Origin of the sequence: Planococcus kocurii (assembly GCF_001465835.2) — a bacterium.
GTDB classification, from domain to species: domain Bacteria; phylum Bacillota; class Bacilli; order Bacillales_A; family Planococcaceae; genus Planococcus; species Planococcus kocurii.
Window position 1 is genome coordinate 3,215,276 of the sequence record NZ_CP013661.2, and the last position, 16,506, is coordinate 3,231,781.

The window sequence follows — 16,506 nt, forward strand, 5'->3', positions numbered from 1 at the left end:
TATGAAGCCTTACTGTTGAAAGTATGATCAAATAAAAAAACCTCCTTACTGGAGGTTTCTTAAGATTATTTAGTCTTCTAGGTTTTTTAAGAAATCTGCAAGTCGGTTAGAAGCATCTTTAAATGCTGTATCTTCGTCTCGATCTCCTATACCAAGAATCATGACGATTTCTAACTCGTCCTCTGTTCTACCTGTAATTCGATAAATAACTCGAATGCCACTGCCTTTAAACTTCAATTCCTTACAACCATGCAATTTCATATTTCGCTTGTTTTCAAGTTCTTTTCCAAGTGTATCAGCCCGTGTTCGTAGCTTTGCTAATCCCTTATTCACATGTCCTTTTACGCTGCCATCTAGCTTATCGTATTCCCTTTGAGCCTTCTTATCGAACCGAATCTTAAACCGATCTTGGCTCATTTATTCGAATAACTCGTCATCTGCAACTTCATCGGGATCACTAGACATAATTTGAGCATAGCTAGTTTCCCCTACAGCTTCGCGTAGTGAGATAGAGTCTTCGGGATGCGCATCAGCGTATTCAGCACGACGGGCGATTTCGTCCATATAAAATAATTCGCGGTACGTTTCAAGCTCTTGATACATTTTGAGGTAGTGTGCGTAATCTAACACAACACTGTCGAGCTTGTTGTTGGCCAAAATATATTGGGGTGATTTTTTTGCAGCAGCTCGTACTTTGCCGAACGTTTTAGAAGCAACTCCAGCTGCTGTGATTTGTTCATCGCTGAACTTAGGTCTTTCTGGAATATGAATACCCATCGTGATCAACTCCTATTATTTCATTTGAATAAAGTATACTATAGAACATTATTCGAGTACAGAAAAAGTCTGTAGTATCGTACGTGTTTTCGTACGTACTATTTAATTCTATTTTTTTACATCTATTATTTTTAAATTTTTAGGAATCGCCATAACTAATATCGATTAGTTATGGAGATAGAGGAATGTCGATATTTTTCACATTTTTAAAACTGCCTTCATTTCAAACACGAACCATAGAGGAAATAAACAAAAAGAGTTACCAAAGGTGGTGTATCACTCACCTTTGGTAACTCTTTTCTAAAATGTTTACTCACACCTGTAACTGGTAGTTGTAGACCAAGAAAACTCCTTACCATCCGTTTACTCAAAAAAAATACAGTTCTGTTGTTTATCATGACCGAAGTACAAGATTAACAAATTTTGTTTTTGCTTCTGTGTAGGCTTCCCGATCAAGGCTAAATTCTTGTGCTAGTTTATTTTTGAGACCAGCGTATTCAATAACTAGGTGTGGATTATCCCTTAATTTATCGCGAAAAAGTAATTGCTTTTCCCATCGTTCTTCTCCCTTTAGCATTAAATGAAGATGAGCGACACGTTTATCGTTTTTCACCTTTACAAAAAATCTTCTCCAGTCTTTGTTATCTAAATGGGGAGGTACATAATGCCAATCATGATTAAATAATAACGGAGAAATATCAGTGATCTGTTCAAATGAATCCACATCAGCTATTAAATCGATGATTGGTTTTGCAGGAAGATTTGGGACGGAAGTACTGCCTATGTGTATTACCTGACCTATTCCAAATCGAGAAAGGAGGCTATAAAGCTGATTTTCTTCTTGTTTCCCTTTTTCTAGCCAAGTGGGATCTGGATTAGCTATTTCAATTGATTCTGTTGCCCAGACTGGCCAATTAGTTTGGTCTTCATTTTTGCTCATAATTAACCTCCTAAATAGAATGTTTTCGGCTAATATTTACTACACCTGGTCTATTATTAATGCTCAAAAGTCTGTCCTATATTCCATAAAAGCTTTGATACTTAAAGATTACCGTTTTTTAAGTACATAAATAGTTAACTCAGCATCACAAGAAGCCGTCACATTAGTGAATCCTTAAATATTTTCTTTCTATAATTATATCCCTTGATTATGAAAATATGAAATTATTAAAAGCAGCATGGAAACGAATAGAATACAAAAAGGCCGAAACGAATTGAATTCTTCGTTTCGGCCTTTTAATTCGTTCACTTCAGTTGTTCAAGCCCATAGTTCCGAACACGGAATACATGGTCGCTTAAAATATCGATGTCTTCCTGATTGTGGCTGGTCAATACAATTGTTTTTCCTTGCTCTTTCAGCAAGAACAACAAATCGCGTATTTTTTCGACACTGTCTATATCCAAAGCATTAAAAGGTTCATCCAGCAAAAGCACTTCCTGGTCCTCCATGATGGCTTGAGCCAATGCCAGTTTCTGTTTCATACCCAATGAATAATTCTTCACCTTCTGCTGTGCTGCAGGCTGCAAGCCGACAGTTGTCATCGCATCTTTAATTTGGTCATCGGTAATCTGGTTTTGAATCATCGCCAGATATTTGAGGTTTTCAAAACCACTTTTATTGCCCAAATAGCCCGGACGATCAATAATGACGCCAAAGTTATTGGGGAACCTATTTTGTTTCCCCAGTTGTACGCCTCTTACGGTAACCGTTCCTTGATCTGGGAAGACAAACCCACACATCATTTTGAACAAAACCGATTTGCCGGATCCATTTGGGCCAACCAATCCGTAAATTCCCCCCTTTTCAATGGAAAGATCCGTGTTCTCAAGCAGAACCAATCCCTTATAAGATTTGCTTACATCTTTCATTTCAATCAAGGTCATTTTGTCACTTCCTTTTCAGAAATTGAAATCTTTCTTACGGAGTACATAGACAAGTGCTGCCGACAACAACAGGCTATAAATCAGCAATACTCCGGAATGCTGGACGAGCGGTGTCGATTCCAGCAATAATCCCATGCTGTTTAATCCGAAGGGAAAGAAGTAATTGAAATTCACACCCGGAAACATGAAAATGCTCAAGCCAAGCAGAACCGAGAAACTTTTCATCACATCTTCTGTCAGCAGTGATACCAAAATCACCAGCAGGATATAGAAGACCAGCTGCAAAAATCCGTTCACCCAAAAGTGATAAAGAATCGGTGGCAAAGAAGTACCCGGAAACAACAGCGAGGTCCCGATTAACGGATAATCAAAAGCAGTGCCAATCAATAATGCACTAGCCATCAATATCGATAGAAAAAGAAGTATAAATCCGAATAGCTTCGTCAGCCATCCGACCAGCCATTTCACCATTGAACGATGACGGATGATGGAGGTATAATTCATTTCCTTCAGCTGTGTGTGCAGAAAAAGTTGGACAAAATACATGAAGCCTAGAAAGACAATCAAATAAAAAATGAAAGAGAGAATATCGAAACCTTCCTGAGTCGTGCCGAAAAAGGAGACAATCCAATAATCGACCGCTGTCATTTGCTCTCCGCGGAATTGTACAGCTTTCGTGATAAGGGCAAATAAAATAAAAACACTGAATGCAAATATTGGCCATTTTTCTTTGAGCTGCGTTTTTAAAAGGGGATAATCTCTCCCAATCAGCCATAAGCTGCCAACGCCCATCAGTAGGAGAGTACCTAGAACACTAACCGGAATAATGAACTGCCCAAAACTACCGATACCATGGAACAAACTTAAATAATTCGGCAAGGAAATCCATTTAAAGGATGACGGAAACACTTTAAAGGACAGAATTGCCAGGATAAACAAGGAAGTCAAAAATGAATTGAGCAGCCATTTACTTTTGGAAACCGCGTATAACATAGCAGCCAGCAAATGGATGATGGTCAGGGTCAGGAAAAATAATAGAAACTGGCCAGCCCAAGCCAACAATGGAAAGGAGAAGGAACTGCTCAGTATGAAAAGTATTTCATTGCCATCCCGGTCCAGTTTTGAAATCTCACTCCATTCCATCGAAAAGGGAAGGCTGATGGCCAGGCTTAGAATCGCTGCGTTCCAAAGCAATAACAATAGAAACGTGAACAAGGAAAAATCCAGTGTCTGGCGAACGATCCATTTGGCATACGAGCCGAAACGGATCAACAATGTGTATTCAAAGGAATGCGTCAGTTGATAGCCGATTCGGAAAAGGAACAATGGAAACATCAAGTAATTGATTAAATAGACGTCGTTGCTCCCTTGCAGCAAGAGATCCCAAAAGTTATAGGAGCATTCGATTCCTGAGATGGTTATCAGGGACTGCCGAATGCTCCATGCATACAGGCCAATCACAGGTACAATCAACAACCAATTCAGAGCCGGCCATCTATTCCGCGTGCTCATAAACAGCCTTCTCAAATCGATTTTTTGTATAAAGAATTAAAGCTGATAAAAACAAAAGGTTTATCGAAAATGGCACCAGAACCGTCCAGAGTGGCTGTTGAGTGATGTTAAAAGGGAAGACCGTACTGGTCATTGAGAACTGCGGATAGCCCAAAACTGCAATCGCAAAATCAATGATAAAATACCAAAGAAAAGGCATCGAAAGAGCCAGGAAGCTGTTTTTGATCAGCAGCGTCAAGACATAAGCAGCCGTCGCATAGAGGACCGCGTTTACTGCCACCCATATAGAATAGAGGATGGCGTAGACAAAGGTCCCGTAGCGAAGAAAAGGCTCGAATGTGCCAACCGAAACGACGCCTTGTCTCCGTGTGAAATAGCTGACGAGTCCGATCGCCGGTTCAATATAGACGATAAACACAAAGGGCAGGAAAATCATCAGAAAAGCAGTACCAAAAACGATCGCGGCGTTCACAATGCCTTTCGCCGTTACATACTGAGAAAGACGAACGCGAGTCTTCGTATAAGTAATGAAATTCTCTTTCTGTTCAATGGCATAACTGTTGGCGTACAGTATGATGAAAAACAAAGGAAACAGCAGGGCAATGACGCTTCCGATGGTTTCCGTGTGGACATCGACAGGCCGATAAAATTCATAACCGGTACGTACCGCAAGAAACTGGATGGTCGGTAAAAGGGAGGTGGCGACCAAAGCTAAAAGAAAACGTTGCCATGTCATGGCCTTTTGCCATTCCGTTTTGATCAAATGCTTCATAATTGTCTCCTTTCCATAAGATCCACTTATTTATCGCTTGAAATTTCTTTTTGCATGGTAACGATTGATCGCAAACCAGATTGAAAATAGGATAATAAATCCGGTGAATCCAATTGCCAAGAGCAACAAACCGATAATCCGTGTATCCGTAATTTCCAAAACCACAAAATTTTCATCCGTGCCATAGCTGTATTCAGTTGAAAATAAGCTGGCGGGGAAACTGGCATCATTGCTTGAAGTGTAAAATGAATCTGCGGAAGAAGAGTCCGTGTAAATCCTTGATTCCTGGATGTACGTGGTTTGGTCGAGAAGCGTCTCGATTTTCTGCTCATCTGCTTCTGCCAATTCGGCAGCATCTCCAGCGATTCCACTAATGTTGTAAGCGATATCTGCTTGTTCTGCAGTCTGGTTATTGCCGTTGATGAGGATGAAAACAGCCGCAATAACTGTTACTAGCAACAGGACTGTTCCGATGGAAAGAATCCATTTTCCGAAGTTTTTCTGGCGTTCAAACATCTGATTGATCAGGTTACGCAGCTCGGTGACTTCTCCGAAACGTTCCTTGGCGATTTGGACTGCCTGATCTTCTGTTATGCCATCAGCCTGCAGTTCTTGAACCGTTTCGAGCAAATGATTTTTCATTTCCAATTTAAGTTCCTGAATTTCTTGAGTATTTCCTTTGGCATGGCGATAAACTTGATCTACATATTCATCAATCTTCCGCGTCATCATTTCCACCTCCGATAAATCCATCGATTATCCCTTTCACAAATTCCCACTCAGCTTGCTTTTGGCGATAGCCTTCCTGGCCTAAGGGGGTAAGCTTGTAATACTTTCTTCGCCCGCCAGCCCCTTGTTCATCTCCCCAGTAAGACTCAATCCAGTTGTTTTTTTCCATCCGTTTCAAGGAAAGATAGAGTGTGCCTTCTTTCATCTCAAACTGGTTCTTGCTCTTTTCCCGGACCAGTTTGGCAATTTCATAGCCGTACCGGTCTTTGGTAAAGAGAAGGGAGAGAATGATGGTGTCGATATGTCCCTTCAGCACTTCTTTGTTGATTTCCACGAAATTCACCTCTTTCAACTAATATAAATAACTATACCTAATAATGCAAGGTATTATTTAAAAAACTCTCAATAATAAGTCTATATATCTTCAAATTATCAGAAGTTTACCCAGACTATTCCTATAAACTAATCCCCAGCAACCTTGTTTTAAGAGGATTGCTGGGGTTTCTAGATTCATATGCAAAAAAACTTAGAACAGGTGCAAAATAGCACTTAAAGTGACATTCAAATTTTCTTCTTTGTCTCTTTTGCTTTGTCTCATAATTCTTTTCAAAATCAATTTATCATAAATGGTGTCTCAAAATGATTTTAAAAGAAATGGGGAAGAAGTAGAATGTCAGATTTTGAATTAGTAATGCACCAAGATGTACTGGAGACTCAGAAGCGTTACCACAACAGGAAAATTCATATTGAAACAAAGATGGAGGAAATCCCAAGGCAATACGACGGGGATATTCGTAGGTACAAAAAGTATCGCTGTAGTACGAGTCAAATTGTTGGAACAGAGGCGATGCTCGATTATTTATATATATCGCTGATCGAGCAAAAGGTTAAAAAAACAACATGGGAACGACGATTGGCAGCTATTCGAAAATATTTGAGTGTGATTCATGGAATAGATTTTAGAGCAAAGGCTAGAGTTGCATACGAACTTTCAGCAATGAGGAAGATGTATCGTGAAGATCAGTATGCTCACTTAATCCAAGTTCGAGGAAAGTCAGCCATTAATAAGAAGGAATTGATGAATATTATAAACACTCTTCCGATAAGAGCAAAGACGACTTGTTTAGTTAACGTGGTAACCGCCAACAGACTCAATGAAATGGTTCGATTAAGAGTACGAGATTTTGATTTGAAAAATAGACTTGTTCATGTTTATTTGAAGAAACAAAAAAGGTGGCATACTAAACGACTCACACTAGAAGTTATTAACGCAATTGACGTTTATATACGCGAATACGACCTTAAAACAGATAATTACTTCGTAGGAAGAGTATATAAGAATGGACGCTATGAAAGCACAGCAATCAGTGAAATAGGTTATTGCAAAGCTTTGCAGCGATGGACAGGACTCACCGGATACAATTTCAGGAAAAGCCAGGTGGTAGCGATGCACGCAGCTGGTGCAGATGTATCAACCATCGCAAAACAAACAGGCCATCAATCACTAGAAACGTTAATTCAACATTATCTTACGGTATCTGAAGAAACCATTGATAAGTATTTATAAATACATGATTAAATGGCGGTGCAATTGCAAAGAAGAAGCATATAGTTTCGAGTTGGGTTCTTTCGAAGTAACAAATCCTTTGGCTTAAATGATGGTGTTCCGTATTTCAGGTCATAAAATTATATAAAAAAATAGAACCAGAGAAGATGTTCTTCTTTCTTTCCGGTTCTATTTTGAGTTTCTTTTATTATTGATGTCTATGAATGAATTAAATCTTTGCCTTTAGGATTTTCCTTAAATGTAGGAGTTAAATCTTCGAGACCACCCAAAGCTAGGAAAACTTTATCGTATGTTTCGGATTTGATATTATCAGCACCACTTTCAATCTTCGATAGCGTCGCCTGTGTAAAAGCATCTCCATGATCTTTGATCATAGTGACAACTTCTTTTTGGGTCAAACCTAGCTCAAGACGTCTCTTGAGTATTTTTTTTCCCATAATAACAGAAATTTTATTCAAGTGTTCATTTACTTTCGGCACTTGCCTTAAGGTCCCCATCACATCGTTATAATTTTTGTTTGTCATTTAAACCCTCTCCTTTTTTACTCAGGTTTAAAAAATTTAACCATCATTTTTTCACTCGCACTAATTGCATGTTCAAAGTCTCGTGAATAGGTCGCCTGCTTAATAACAGCTAAATGGTTTGATTGCCTTTGTCGTCCATTTCATAGAAAAAGATCGCTCGAAAAGCTCCTACTGGTCTCCAATTCGCTCGTGCTTCCATCAGTGGGGGATGGTTGTTCAGTTCTTTTACCACATTGACTAGTGTGATGGGATTTCCTGCCGAACTGATACCGTATAACGTACGTTTTTCTATAGGAGGAACTCCTATATCTTTCATGTAATCAAGTAGCTGGGCTATACGAGCTGCAAGTTCGGCATAATTTTTATCGCTCATGGCTCTATCAGCAATGGAAGTGATTAAGTCGATGACTTGTTGATTGCCATGTTCATCTGCTAAGAATTCAATTTCTACCATAATTATATCACGTAGAATATAAATTTTCTAACAAATTATATTCTGTGTAATATATTCAGCTCCTTTTTATTGGGAATATAGAGTTACTCTATACTAATAGCTCTGATAATGGAAAAGAGTTTCTTCTATTATGATGATTTAACTGTCTCTTCTTCGAGTGCTTTGACCAATTTATAAAAGCTGGTCTTTTTCACTCCAGCTTCCTTCATGGCTTCAACTGCTGTTAGCTCTTTAGCTTTCCACTTTCTATAAACCTCTTTAAATTCCTCTGAAACAAAAACGGTTGGTCTGCCAAACTGAATGCCATTTTGCAATGCTAAGTCGATTCCTTCTCGCTGCCGTTTTCGGATGCGTTGCCGTTCTTCTTCTGCCATCCAGGAAAGAATCTGTAAAACCAAGTCCGCAATAAATGTCCCATGCTATCTTTGTATTGCGTAGTATCGAGTAACGGCATATCCAACACGACAATATCTGCTTCGATATTTTTCGTCAGGTCATTCCATTCTTGGAGAATCTCTTCTTTGTTTCGACCGAATCGATTCAACGAGTGGATATATAAAATATCCCCTTTTCGAATAACTCGTTTTAGTAGTTGATAGTTCGCGCGTTCAAAATTCTTGCCACTCTGTTTGTCCAGATAGATATCCCGTTCAGTGATGCCAATTTTCCGCATGGCTTCCAATTGACGACCTTCATTTTGATCTTTGCTGCTGACACGTATGCAATCAAATTTGCGATGGTGCATAATTCATCTCAGTAAACGTTTCTTTCCTCTTATTCTAACTAAAAAGCGTTCGTAAAAGCGACTGTAATTCCCGAACGTTCGTAAATTGATTTACTACATTTGCGAACGCTTTTTCCGGTCATTTTTAGTCCTTTTTAAAGCGTTCGGAAAAGTGTACTTTTACGAACGGTTTATTATGAGTTATCCTCTTTGTTTGTATATGTAATTATAATTCCAGAAATAAAAACCAAGAAAATAAGTAAATAAGATAGAAAAGGTACTATATCGCCAATGGTTTTTTCTGTAGCTTTAGCTACCACTAAAATTACCGCTAGGAATACTAAAGATAAACCCACTAAAAATATGCCCGTTTGTTTCGTAATCTAATCCCCTTTTTATTATTTAAATATTCAGAATTTCTAAGAATTTAAATCTAATTAAATATGATAACATATGAACTGAACCCCAAATGGGATCACTTTTTAAAGTGTCTTCCATTTGGGGTTCAGTTCCATCTGTGATTAGTTCTCACTTACTTTTTTGTTATATACAAGCGCAGTAATTACATTAAGTAGAATAGTCACTATAGCAAGCAAGAAAGAAAGGCGAACTACAGCTTTAGAAGTGTCCGCAAGCGCCGACCAATCCTCTATCCTGACTAAGTAATCTTGATATAAAATTTGAAAACACAGCGAGATTACACAGGCACTAATACTTGCTATCGAAAACAAAACCAACCTTTTGTTATTCTCCTTATTGTGCTTTGCCAGCATTGCAATAGGCAATGCCCATGCAATCAACCCCAATATAAGGCTTCCTATATTTAGCCAACCATACATTATGATGTCCCCTTTCTAATTTACGCTTTTGTCCATTATTTTCTTTAGTTTGAAAAAGCCTGTTAAATATTTCGTTGAGTAAAGAGTCAGTATTAGCGCACCAAGCCATATCAGCGATACGATAAAAATGATACCCAACGGGAAGAGACTATAATGAAACATATTGAATGCTAATACACACGAAATGATGATAGAAATGACTGAAAGTGTAATAAGTTGAGCTAACTTTCGCTTGATAATCTTTCTGCACATGACCATTTTCGTTTCATGATCACTAAATATTTGATCTTCACTGCACTGTAAACCAGGCTTTGAAAAATAAAATCTGTCGTCTTTTTCAGTGATGAATTTCCATCCAAAATCTATGAACAATTGGACATATTCACTTTTCCGCTGCTCTTTCGGATTAAAGTCTATTTGGTAGATAACAGCTTCTTTATCGCATTTTTCAAATGAATATCTTTTACCTTTTATGTCAGTCAATCTCCAGCCGGCGTTGTGTAGAGAGGATAAAAATTCTTGCTCTTCCTCAAAATCAGCTATATAAAATTTCTTTTTGATCGTTTTCATTTCAAGCATTATTCTCTCCCTTCATACGCTCTTGTATTTTTATATAATCTTTCGATACGCAGAATTTCAGTTTCTAATATTTCACGTCCTAAGTCAGTGATTTTATAAAATTTCCGATTGCTCTCTTTTTTTACAAGAACAATTAGCCCGTCTTTCTCCATCTTGGATAAACTGGTATAAACCGTCCCTGCCCCTAACGCTACTTCATCTTTTGTAAGTATTTTCACGTAATTCATGATATTGTAACCGTGCATTTCATCTTGCAAAGCAAACAGGATATAAAAGCTAGTTTCAGTCATTGGCATATAAAATCTGCGTATTCTTTTATCCACTCAATCACCACTTTTCATATAGCGTACTACGATATAATTTATTGTAGCGAAGTGTGATATATTTGTCAAAATCTGAATATAGCCTTGGTCTTTAAAGGATGTCGAAAGTGCTAGATTAGTTTCTTCACAAAACTGCTGATAACCGACACGTCAATGAAACCTAACTTTATTGTATAAATCAACTTTCGATGTTTGGATAACAGCAAGATCACTGAAAGCCGTTAAACACGCTTATTTATTGTCATTAATTCCGACGCTTTATCTGTGTATGTTCTTTTTTGTCACTTTACGAGTATGGCTACACTAAGTGAAAGTCTTGCTGCAAGCGCTCCTGAACTATAAATGGTAAGAATGGAAACATATTTGACTTTAGCAGGAACCTCGAAAAATACCTATGTTGAGGTTGCGAATTGCTAGGCTCTTTTATCGCGAGTGCTATCTTTGCACCTTCTTAAAAGGCAAGTTTATTAACAGCTACAACTTTTATAAGTGATTATTAGAGATAGGATTATATTACAACTGCAGTTTGCGAATACTGTAATGCATACTCATAATTTCATCCTGTCGCAGGTCGCAATTTCGATTTTACAGGGATAATATAGAGATTATTTTTCAGAAGTATAATTAATAACTAAAAATGTAAAATAATCCTAATTTTTTATATTATTTGTCATAATATTTTGATAAAATGGATGTAGATAGGGGGGAAACGCTTTACTAATGGATTTGGTCTTGTAAAAATTGAAGGGAGTGATACTGACGGGCAAGAAAGCATTGAAACAATTCTTATAAAAGTGAACTAAAACTAGCAAACTACTTTTTAGTAGAATGGAAGGAGAAACTATAATGAAAAACAAAATGAAAATGGTTTTCATCACATTAACTATCCTGATGGTGTTTGGTAATTTGGCTCCAGCTTCTGCAGCAACTGAAACGAATGAATTTGAGTACTTAAGGGACGCAATCGCAACAATTGACGCTGTACCTTTTGAGGAAGTGAATCAATACGTTGAAGATAACGGTGAATGGATTGATGAAATTGGAGTAAGACTAGAAACTTACATTGAAACCTTTCCAGAAGAGCAACAAAATGATGAAGTTAAACGTCTTTTAAGCGATGATTTTATGGTTCAAGATGCAAATAAAGGGGCTAATTCTATACAAATGGCAAGTTTGTCCGGAAATCTTGATGAATATTTTACTGACGTATGGTTTCATTTACGTTCCGGTTATCATACATATTCTATGGAACCAAAGTGGTCCGTCAGACTTTGGAAGATAACAATGGAGGCTGCTTGGGATGAATTAGGAGACAATTATATTGGTATCCAATACGACAACGGAAGTTTATGGAATCAATATAAATGCCATTTCGATTATGATGTTTTTGGTGCTTTAGCAGGAAGTTGGGATTTAGAGGTTGGTAGACCGATTGTTTCAGGCGTTGTAATGGTTAGGGAACTTTGCAATCCGGAGTAACTAAACAATCATATTATTAAATATCTTTTGAAAAAGAAGAATTTCTTTACCTAAGAATTGCAACAGCAGAACAGACGATGGGGAGGTGGGTTGCTATAATCTTTTAGATTGTTCGCTCTAAGAGCAAATCTGAGTATATGCTCTATAATAATATGGCTACAAACCAAATAGAACCCACCCATACAAATGGGTGGGTTCTATTTCTGCCTACTATAGGATTTTTCCGGTTAAAAAGGATACGGATAAAATTCATCTGAAATTGAAATATTAATCAAAAGGGGAATTTGGACTGTTGAATGAATATAGCTAACAAAATGAGCCACTACCTATCAGTAGTAACTTTTTTCTATTCTTGGATTCCGTGGCGTCCTCTCATCGATATTTTGCCAGCAATAAGGGGGTTATAGGAATAGTGAATGATGTGATCTAATATGTGTCTAATGACAATAAAATTGTTTTATAAAAAAACAAAGTTCCTTAAGAATATAGTTGTTTGAAATTCTGCTCCGAATGGAAGTTTAATATCTGTTCGCTTATAGAGAGCGTAAAATAATTGAGTTAAAGGAAAGACCACTTTTCTGTGAATTGGTTGTGGTGACTTAATTCTACAAGGAAATATGTTCCTCTTTTTATTTATTGATTTACACAAGATATTATACTCTCTCAAATTAATTATGAAAGTTAAATTTTCATTAATAAATTATAGCATACTCAGCTTTTTATAAATAAGTTTACATATCATGAGTTATCGGAAGAAGAGAAGCTGTCTATTCAGCTTCTTATTTTTATTCTTTAGAAATAAGCTTACTCTTATATGAAATTTACAGTTATTTGTGGAATCTAAAAGAACAAATTATTTCAAGTAGACTAACATATACACAGATAAATGAGATTGAATTCAAATCAAAAAATAAAACATTAAAATTTAAGGGTCAAAATAACGGCCAGGTCCGTCTAATATATGGAGGGAGTTGAACACAGAGATGGAGAAATCAAAAGTTTCATTTTTCAAAGAGTCAAATCCGATTTTTAGTGACGACGCTGATTTACTATTGAATCAGCTCATCCAAGAATATGCTAACGACCTGAAAAGAATCGCATTTTTATACATAAATGATCATTCTGAGTGTGAGGATATTGTACAAGAAGTTTATATCAGTTGCTTTCAGAACTTGTCTAAATTTCGAAACGAATCCAACTACAAAACATGGCTGACTCGAATCACCATCAATAAATGCAAAGACCATCAGAGACGCTGGAGTATAAAGAACTTGATTTATAAGCCCTTGAACAAATTGATGAAGAAAGAATCTTCAACAGAGGAACAGTTTTTTCACAGCCAGAATTCAAAAGAAATCTTAGCAGAGATTTCTTTGCTACCTCACAAGTTTAAAGAGGTTCTCATCTTATATTACTTCAACGAAATGACGATGTTAGAAATTAGTGACACACTTCAAATAAACCACAATACAGTAAAATCCCGACTACTCCGTGGTAAAGCAGAGCTGTTGAAAAGTTTGGAAGGAGGAGCCTTTGATGAGTCGCTTTGAGAATGAACTAAAGAAAGAAGTAAATAATTTTCTTGAAAAAAATATTCGGTTTTCACATAGGGAAGGCGAACAGCTTCGGTCTAAAATCAATCAACAGAAAAAAAGATTTGTAAAAGCTAATCCTGTGTATTTAACGATATTGGTAGCCGCAGCCAGCCTGCTTATTTTGTTAAGTTATACTTTTGTAGAAGACAATAACTCTAATATCTTCAAAGGAAGCGAGACAAGTAAAGAGAGCATCGGAATCAATCAACAAAATCAGAATGAAACGTTGTACAAAGGAAAAGAATTAGTAATTGCCGTCCTAGGAGATGCACCCGAAGTAGAAGAGAAGCAGATAACATTCCAAGAAATTAACTTTGAAGAATTCACAGTAAAAAAGATTAGGAATTTTGATGCTGTTTTTATAATGAATGAAAGTTTATCTGTTGCTGCAGAAAAACGGTATACCCATATCTTTACAGATTCCAATATTCCTTTCTTCTTTATAGATTCCAATAGAGGTGCTTATCCATTCATTGATGAAAATTTGGAATATGATGAAGCGAGAGAAATCCCTTATCATGACTATTACGCTACCGGATATCTTCTAACTATCGAAGATGAAGAAATGACGTGGACCTATGAATCAAGTGAAAAAGATAACCAAGATGCTTTTTCTACTATTTTTCAAACGATTGAGAATGCTTTACCCAAAACCTTTCATACAGGAGTATTGAATAAATAACGATTAATTCGTATCGACTAGTATTGTCATTCCTATAACTCATAAAAGGAAAACGTAAAGAATTTGGTAGAAATCAAAAGAACTTTTGGATGAATCCTAGTTTACATATGACACCTTATCGGAAGCTATTAGTAATACAAAAGGAGAAAAGAGGCTTTAAGCAGCACATCTTTTCTCCTTTTTTGTTTATAAATTGTCCTTTTACGAACGGTTACTTATATAGGTTTTTTCTAGTTATAAGAAATTATTGAAATAAAATTTATGGTAAACTTTGTACTAATAAATTTCAACATAATCTGTCATTTAAAAAACTTGTTAAGGGGGAATGTAAGTAGTGGAAAAGGAAAGCGATGAAACTTATTTATCGACAGGTGAATTATCAAAAATTTTGAATGTCTCGGTGCGGACGATTCGCTATTACGATCAAATTGGGTTGGTGCAGCCTTCGAAGAAGGGGGCTGGTGGGAAACGGCACTATTCCAAAGAGGATATTCTAAAGTTGCAGAAGATACTCTTGCTCAAGTCATTGAGCCTGTCGCTCGAAGACAGTCGTAGTATCCTGTTGGAACAATCGATGTCCGCAATTCTGCTTGCCCATCAGTCTTTGTTGAGTGAAGAGATAGAACACCTGATAAATTCTCTGAAGCACACCCAATCCCTACTGAATCTGTTGGACTTAAAAACCACCCTTCACTGGGAAGATTTAATTTCCTTGGTGGCAAATGCAGAGAAGGAAAAAGAATGGAATCAATACTTCTCTGTCGAGCAACAGTCGCACCTTAAAAGTCAGTTGCCTAAACTTGAAAATCGAGATAAGACTACTAAAAAGTGGATTAATATCATCAAAAGGATTGAGCTTTGTCTTGAGAATGGGGTTTCCCCTGCCTCTTTAGAAGGTCAACTCATTCTTGAGGATGTTGACCTTCTATCGGAAGAAACATTTGGCGACGATCCGGAACTGGTCGAGGCTTTTTGGGAAGTCCGCAAATCTTCCGAAGCTTCCGCTGAGCTGGGTCTTTATCCAATCTCACCAGCTATAATCAGTTTCCTAGAGATGGCCACTAAAAAAGAAATGTCTCCCAACTGATCATTAAATTACGTCAATGGGTAGAGAAGGTGGTTAAGCGATGGCAGTCAGTATAACGGCAATCCCATTAAAGGTTCCATGAATCAGAATGCTAGGAATGATGGAGCCTGTTTTTTGATAGACCCATGAAAAAACAAGACCTGAGACAAAGTTCACCGGCAATGTATTGAATGTAGGAATATGGACAACCGTAAAGATTAGGGAACTGATGGTTATACCGCTTAACACACCATAGCGACTGCTGAAAAAACGATAAAGAAATCCACGATAAAAAATTTCTTCATAGATAGGAGAAATGATCGCAGCCGAAACAAATCCTATTGCAAAGTTAAGCAAAGTCATCTGTGACTGGAGGCTTTCCGTTTTGTTATTTTCCGTTCCAATTCCTATAAAAGACATAGCAACTACCAATGCAATGCTCACAACGATAAGGATGACTGTCCAAACGACTATCTGTTTCCACTCTCTTAACGGGAATGACTTTAGTCCAACAGTTCTAAAAGACTGCCCATTCGGTTTTAAAACAACAAAATAAAGCACAGCTGTAAAAACAATCGCCATGATAAAGCCATTTAATGTACCGGCATATAACTCATTTTGAAAAACGCTTAATAGATAAGTAAATAATACAGTTTCAATGAAAATCGGAACCAGTACCAATACAAGAAACAGCATATAAGTTAAATCGCGCCATTTCCACATTTCATTTCGTTCAATAGATTTCTTCATTAACTTTATCCCTCCAGATAGTTACCTTACTGAGACCAGCATACGTGGTGACGTAAGGTAACCTGCAAGGGGTTTTTGACAGCAACTTAATCCGACATGAGAGTTTACATATTCTGGATTATCGGAAGCAGAACCACCTATTAATGAAACCGAATGATTCACTGAAGCTCGAAAAGAAGCAACTCCAGTTTTTTCGATAATTAATTAAAAAAACAGAGCTTTTATGGTTTCTACAAAAAACGCCCAACCA

At 37.1% G+C, this 16,506-nt stretch carries 19 protein-coding genes and 1 pseudogene; 5 read left to right on the forward strand and 15 right to left on the reverse strand.

The window, feature by feature from the left end; translation table 11 throughout:
- Positions 1–69: 69 nt before the first annotated feature.
- The 8 genes from AUO94_RS15630 to AUO94_RS15665 form a co-directional block, all read right to left on the reverse strand.
- Positions 70–417, reverse strand: a complete 348-nt coding sequence (locus tag AUO94_RS15630) for a type II toxin-antitoxin system RelE family toxin (RefSeq protein WP_058385104.1) — start codon at positions 415–417, stop codon at positions 70–72.
- Positions 418–777 carry a hypothetical protein gene (locus AUO94_RS15635; RefSeq protein WP_058385105.1) on the reverse strand — a complete coding sequence of 120 codons (360 nt, stop codon included), beginning with the start codon at positions 775–777 and terminating at the stop codon, positions 418–420. It lies immediately after the preceding gene.
- Between the two features lie 394 nt (positions 778–1,171).
- Entirely contained in the window at positions 1,172–1,717 is a 546-nt protein-coding gene (locus tag AUO94_RS15640) for a GrpB family protein (RefSeq protein WP_058385106.1), read from the reverse strand.
- 305 nt (positions 1,718–2,022) lie between these two features.
- Positions 2,023–2,661, reverse strand: coding sequence for an ABC transporter ATP-binding protein (locus AUO94_RS15645; protein ID WP_058385107.1), 639 nt, complete (start codon positions 2,659–2,661; stop codon positions 2,023–2,025).
- A gap of 15 nt (positions 2,662–2,676) precedes the next feature.
- The gene (locus AUO94_RS15650) at positions 2,677–4,173 is read right to left on the reverse strand and encodes a hypothetical protein (protein WP_058385108.1); all 1,497 of its coding nucleotides are present in this window, start codon (positions 4,171–4,173) and stop codon (positions 2,677–2,679) included.
- Entirely contained in the window at positions 4,157–4,945 is a 789-nt protein-coding gene (locus tag AUO94_RS15655) for an ABC transporter permease (RefSeq protein WP_058385109.1), read from the reverse strand. The genes AUO94_RS15650 and AUO94_RS15655 overlap by 17 nt, the downstream gene beginning before the upstream one ends.
- 30 nt (positions 4,946–4,975) lie before the next feature.
- Positions 4,976–5,677 carry a permease prefix domain 1-containing protein gene (locus tag AUO94_RS15660; RefSeq protein ID WP_156423950.1) on the reverse strand — a complete coding sequence of 234 codons (702 nt, stop codon included), beginning with the start codon at positions 5,675–5,677 and terminating at the stop codon, positions 4,976–4,978.
- Positions 5,658–6,008, reverse strand: coding sequence for a PadR family transcriptional regulator (locus tag AUO94_RS15665; protein WP_058385111.1), 351 nt, complete (start codon positions 6,006–6,008; stop codon positions 5,658–5,660). Before AUO94_RS15665 ends, AUO94_RS15660 begins: the two co-directional genes overlap by 20 nt.
- A gap of 336 nt (positions 6,009–6,344) precedes the next feature.
- On the opposite strand from AUO94_RS15665, the gene AUO94_RS15670 reads away from it, so the two are divergent.
- On the forward strand, positions 6,345–7,241 hold the full coding sequence (locus AUO94_RS15670; RefSeq protein WP_058385112.1) for a tyrosine-type recombinase/integrase: 897 nt from the start codon (positions 6,345–6,347) through the stop codon (positions 7,239–7,241).
- A gap of 197 nt (positions 7,242–7,438) precedes the next feature.
- Here the strand turns inward: AUO94_RS15670 and AUO94_RS15675 are convergent, their stop codons facing one another.
- From AUO94_RS15675 to AUO94_RS15700, 6 genes and pseudogenes are all read right to left on the reverse strand, one after another.
- Complete coding sequence (locus tag AUO94_RS15675; protein WP_058385113.1) at positions 7,439–7,765, reverse strand: helix-turn-helix domain-containing protein; 327 nt, start codon at positions 7,763–7,765, stop codon at positions 7,439–7,441.
- Between the two features lie 109 nt (positions 7,766–7,874).
- Entirely contained in the window at positions 7,875–8,219 is a 345-nt protein-coding gene (locus AUO94_RS15680; RefSeq protein ID WP_058385114.1) for a hypothetical protein, read from the reverse strand.
- Between the two features lie 128 nt (positions 8,220–8,347).
- Positions 8,348–8,964 (reverse strand): annotated as a pseudogene (locus AUO94_RS15685) (recombinase family protein).
- A gap of 500 nt (positions 8,965–9,464) precedes the next feature.
- On the reverse strand, positions 9,465–9,782 hold the full coding sequence (locus AUO94_RS15690) for a hypothetical protein (RefSeq protein ID WP_058385115.1): 318 nt from the start codon (positions 9,780–9,782) through the stop codon (positions 9,465–9,467).
- 15 nt (positions 9,783–9,797) lie between these two features.
- Entirely contained in the window at positions 9,798–10,361 is a 564-nt protein-coding gene (locus AUO94_RS15695) for a DUF2812 domain-containing protein (protein WP_058385116.1), read from the reverse strand.
- Entirely contained in the window at positions 10,361–10,684 is a 324-nt protein-coding gene (locus AUO94_RS15700; protein ID WP_058385117.1) for a PadR family transcriptional regulator, read from the reverse strand. Before AUO94_RS15700 ends, AUO94_RS15695 begins: the two co-directional genes overlap by 1 nt.
- 846 nt (positions 10,685–11,530) lie before the next feature.
- Here AUO94_RS15700 and AUO94_RS15705 point away from each other — a divergent pair.
- From AUO94_RS15705 to AUO94_RS15720, 4 genes are all read left to right on the forward strand, one after another.
- Complete coding sequence (locus tag AUO94_RS15705; protein ID WP_058385118.1) at positions 11,531–12,163, forward strand: DUF2599 domain-containing protein; 633 nt, start codon at positions 11,531–11,533, stop codon at positions 12,161–12,163.
- Positions 12,164–13,146: 983 nt separating this feature from the next.
- Positions 13,147–13,713 carry a sigma-70 family RNA polymerase sigma factor gene (locus AUO94_RS15710; RefSeq protein WP_058385119.1) on the forward strand — a complete coding sequence of 189 codons (567 nt, stop codon included), beginning with the start codon at positions 13,147–13,149 and terminating at the stop codon, positions 13,711–13,713.
- Positions 13,700–14,440: a hypothetical protein gene (locus AUO94_RS15715; RefSeq protein ID WP_058385120.1), complete on the forward strand. Its 741-nt coding sequence runs from the start codon at positions 13,700–13,702 to the stop codon at positions 14,438–14,440. Before AUO94_RS15710 ends, AUO94_RS15715 begins: the two co-directional genes overlap by 14 nt.
- A gap of 334 nt (positions 14,441–14,774) precedes the next feature.
- On the forward strand, positions 14,775–15,527 hold the full coding sequence (locus tag AUO94_RS15720; protein ID WP_058385121.1) for a MerR family transcriptional regulator: 753 nt from the start codon (positions 14,775–14,777) through the stop codon (positions 15,525–15,527).
- A gap of 33 nt (positions 15,528–15,560) precedes the next feature.
- Here the strand turns inward: AUO94_RS15720 and AUO94_RS15725 are convergent, their stop codons facing one another.
- On the reverse strand, positions 15,561–16,256 hold the full coding sequence (locus AUO94_RS15725) for a CPBP family intramembrane glutamic endopeptidase (RefSeq protein ID WP_237150132.1): 696 nt from the start codon (positions 16,254–16,256) through the stop codon (positions 15,561–15,563).
- Positions 16,257–16,506 lie beyond the last annotated feature (250 nt).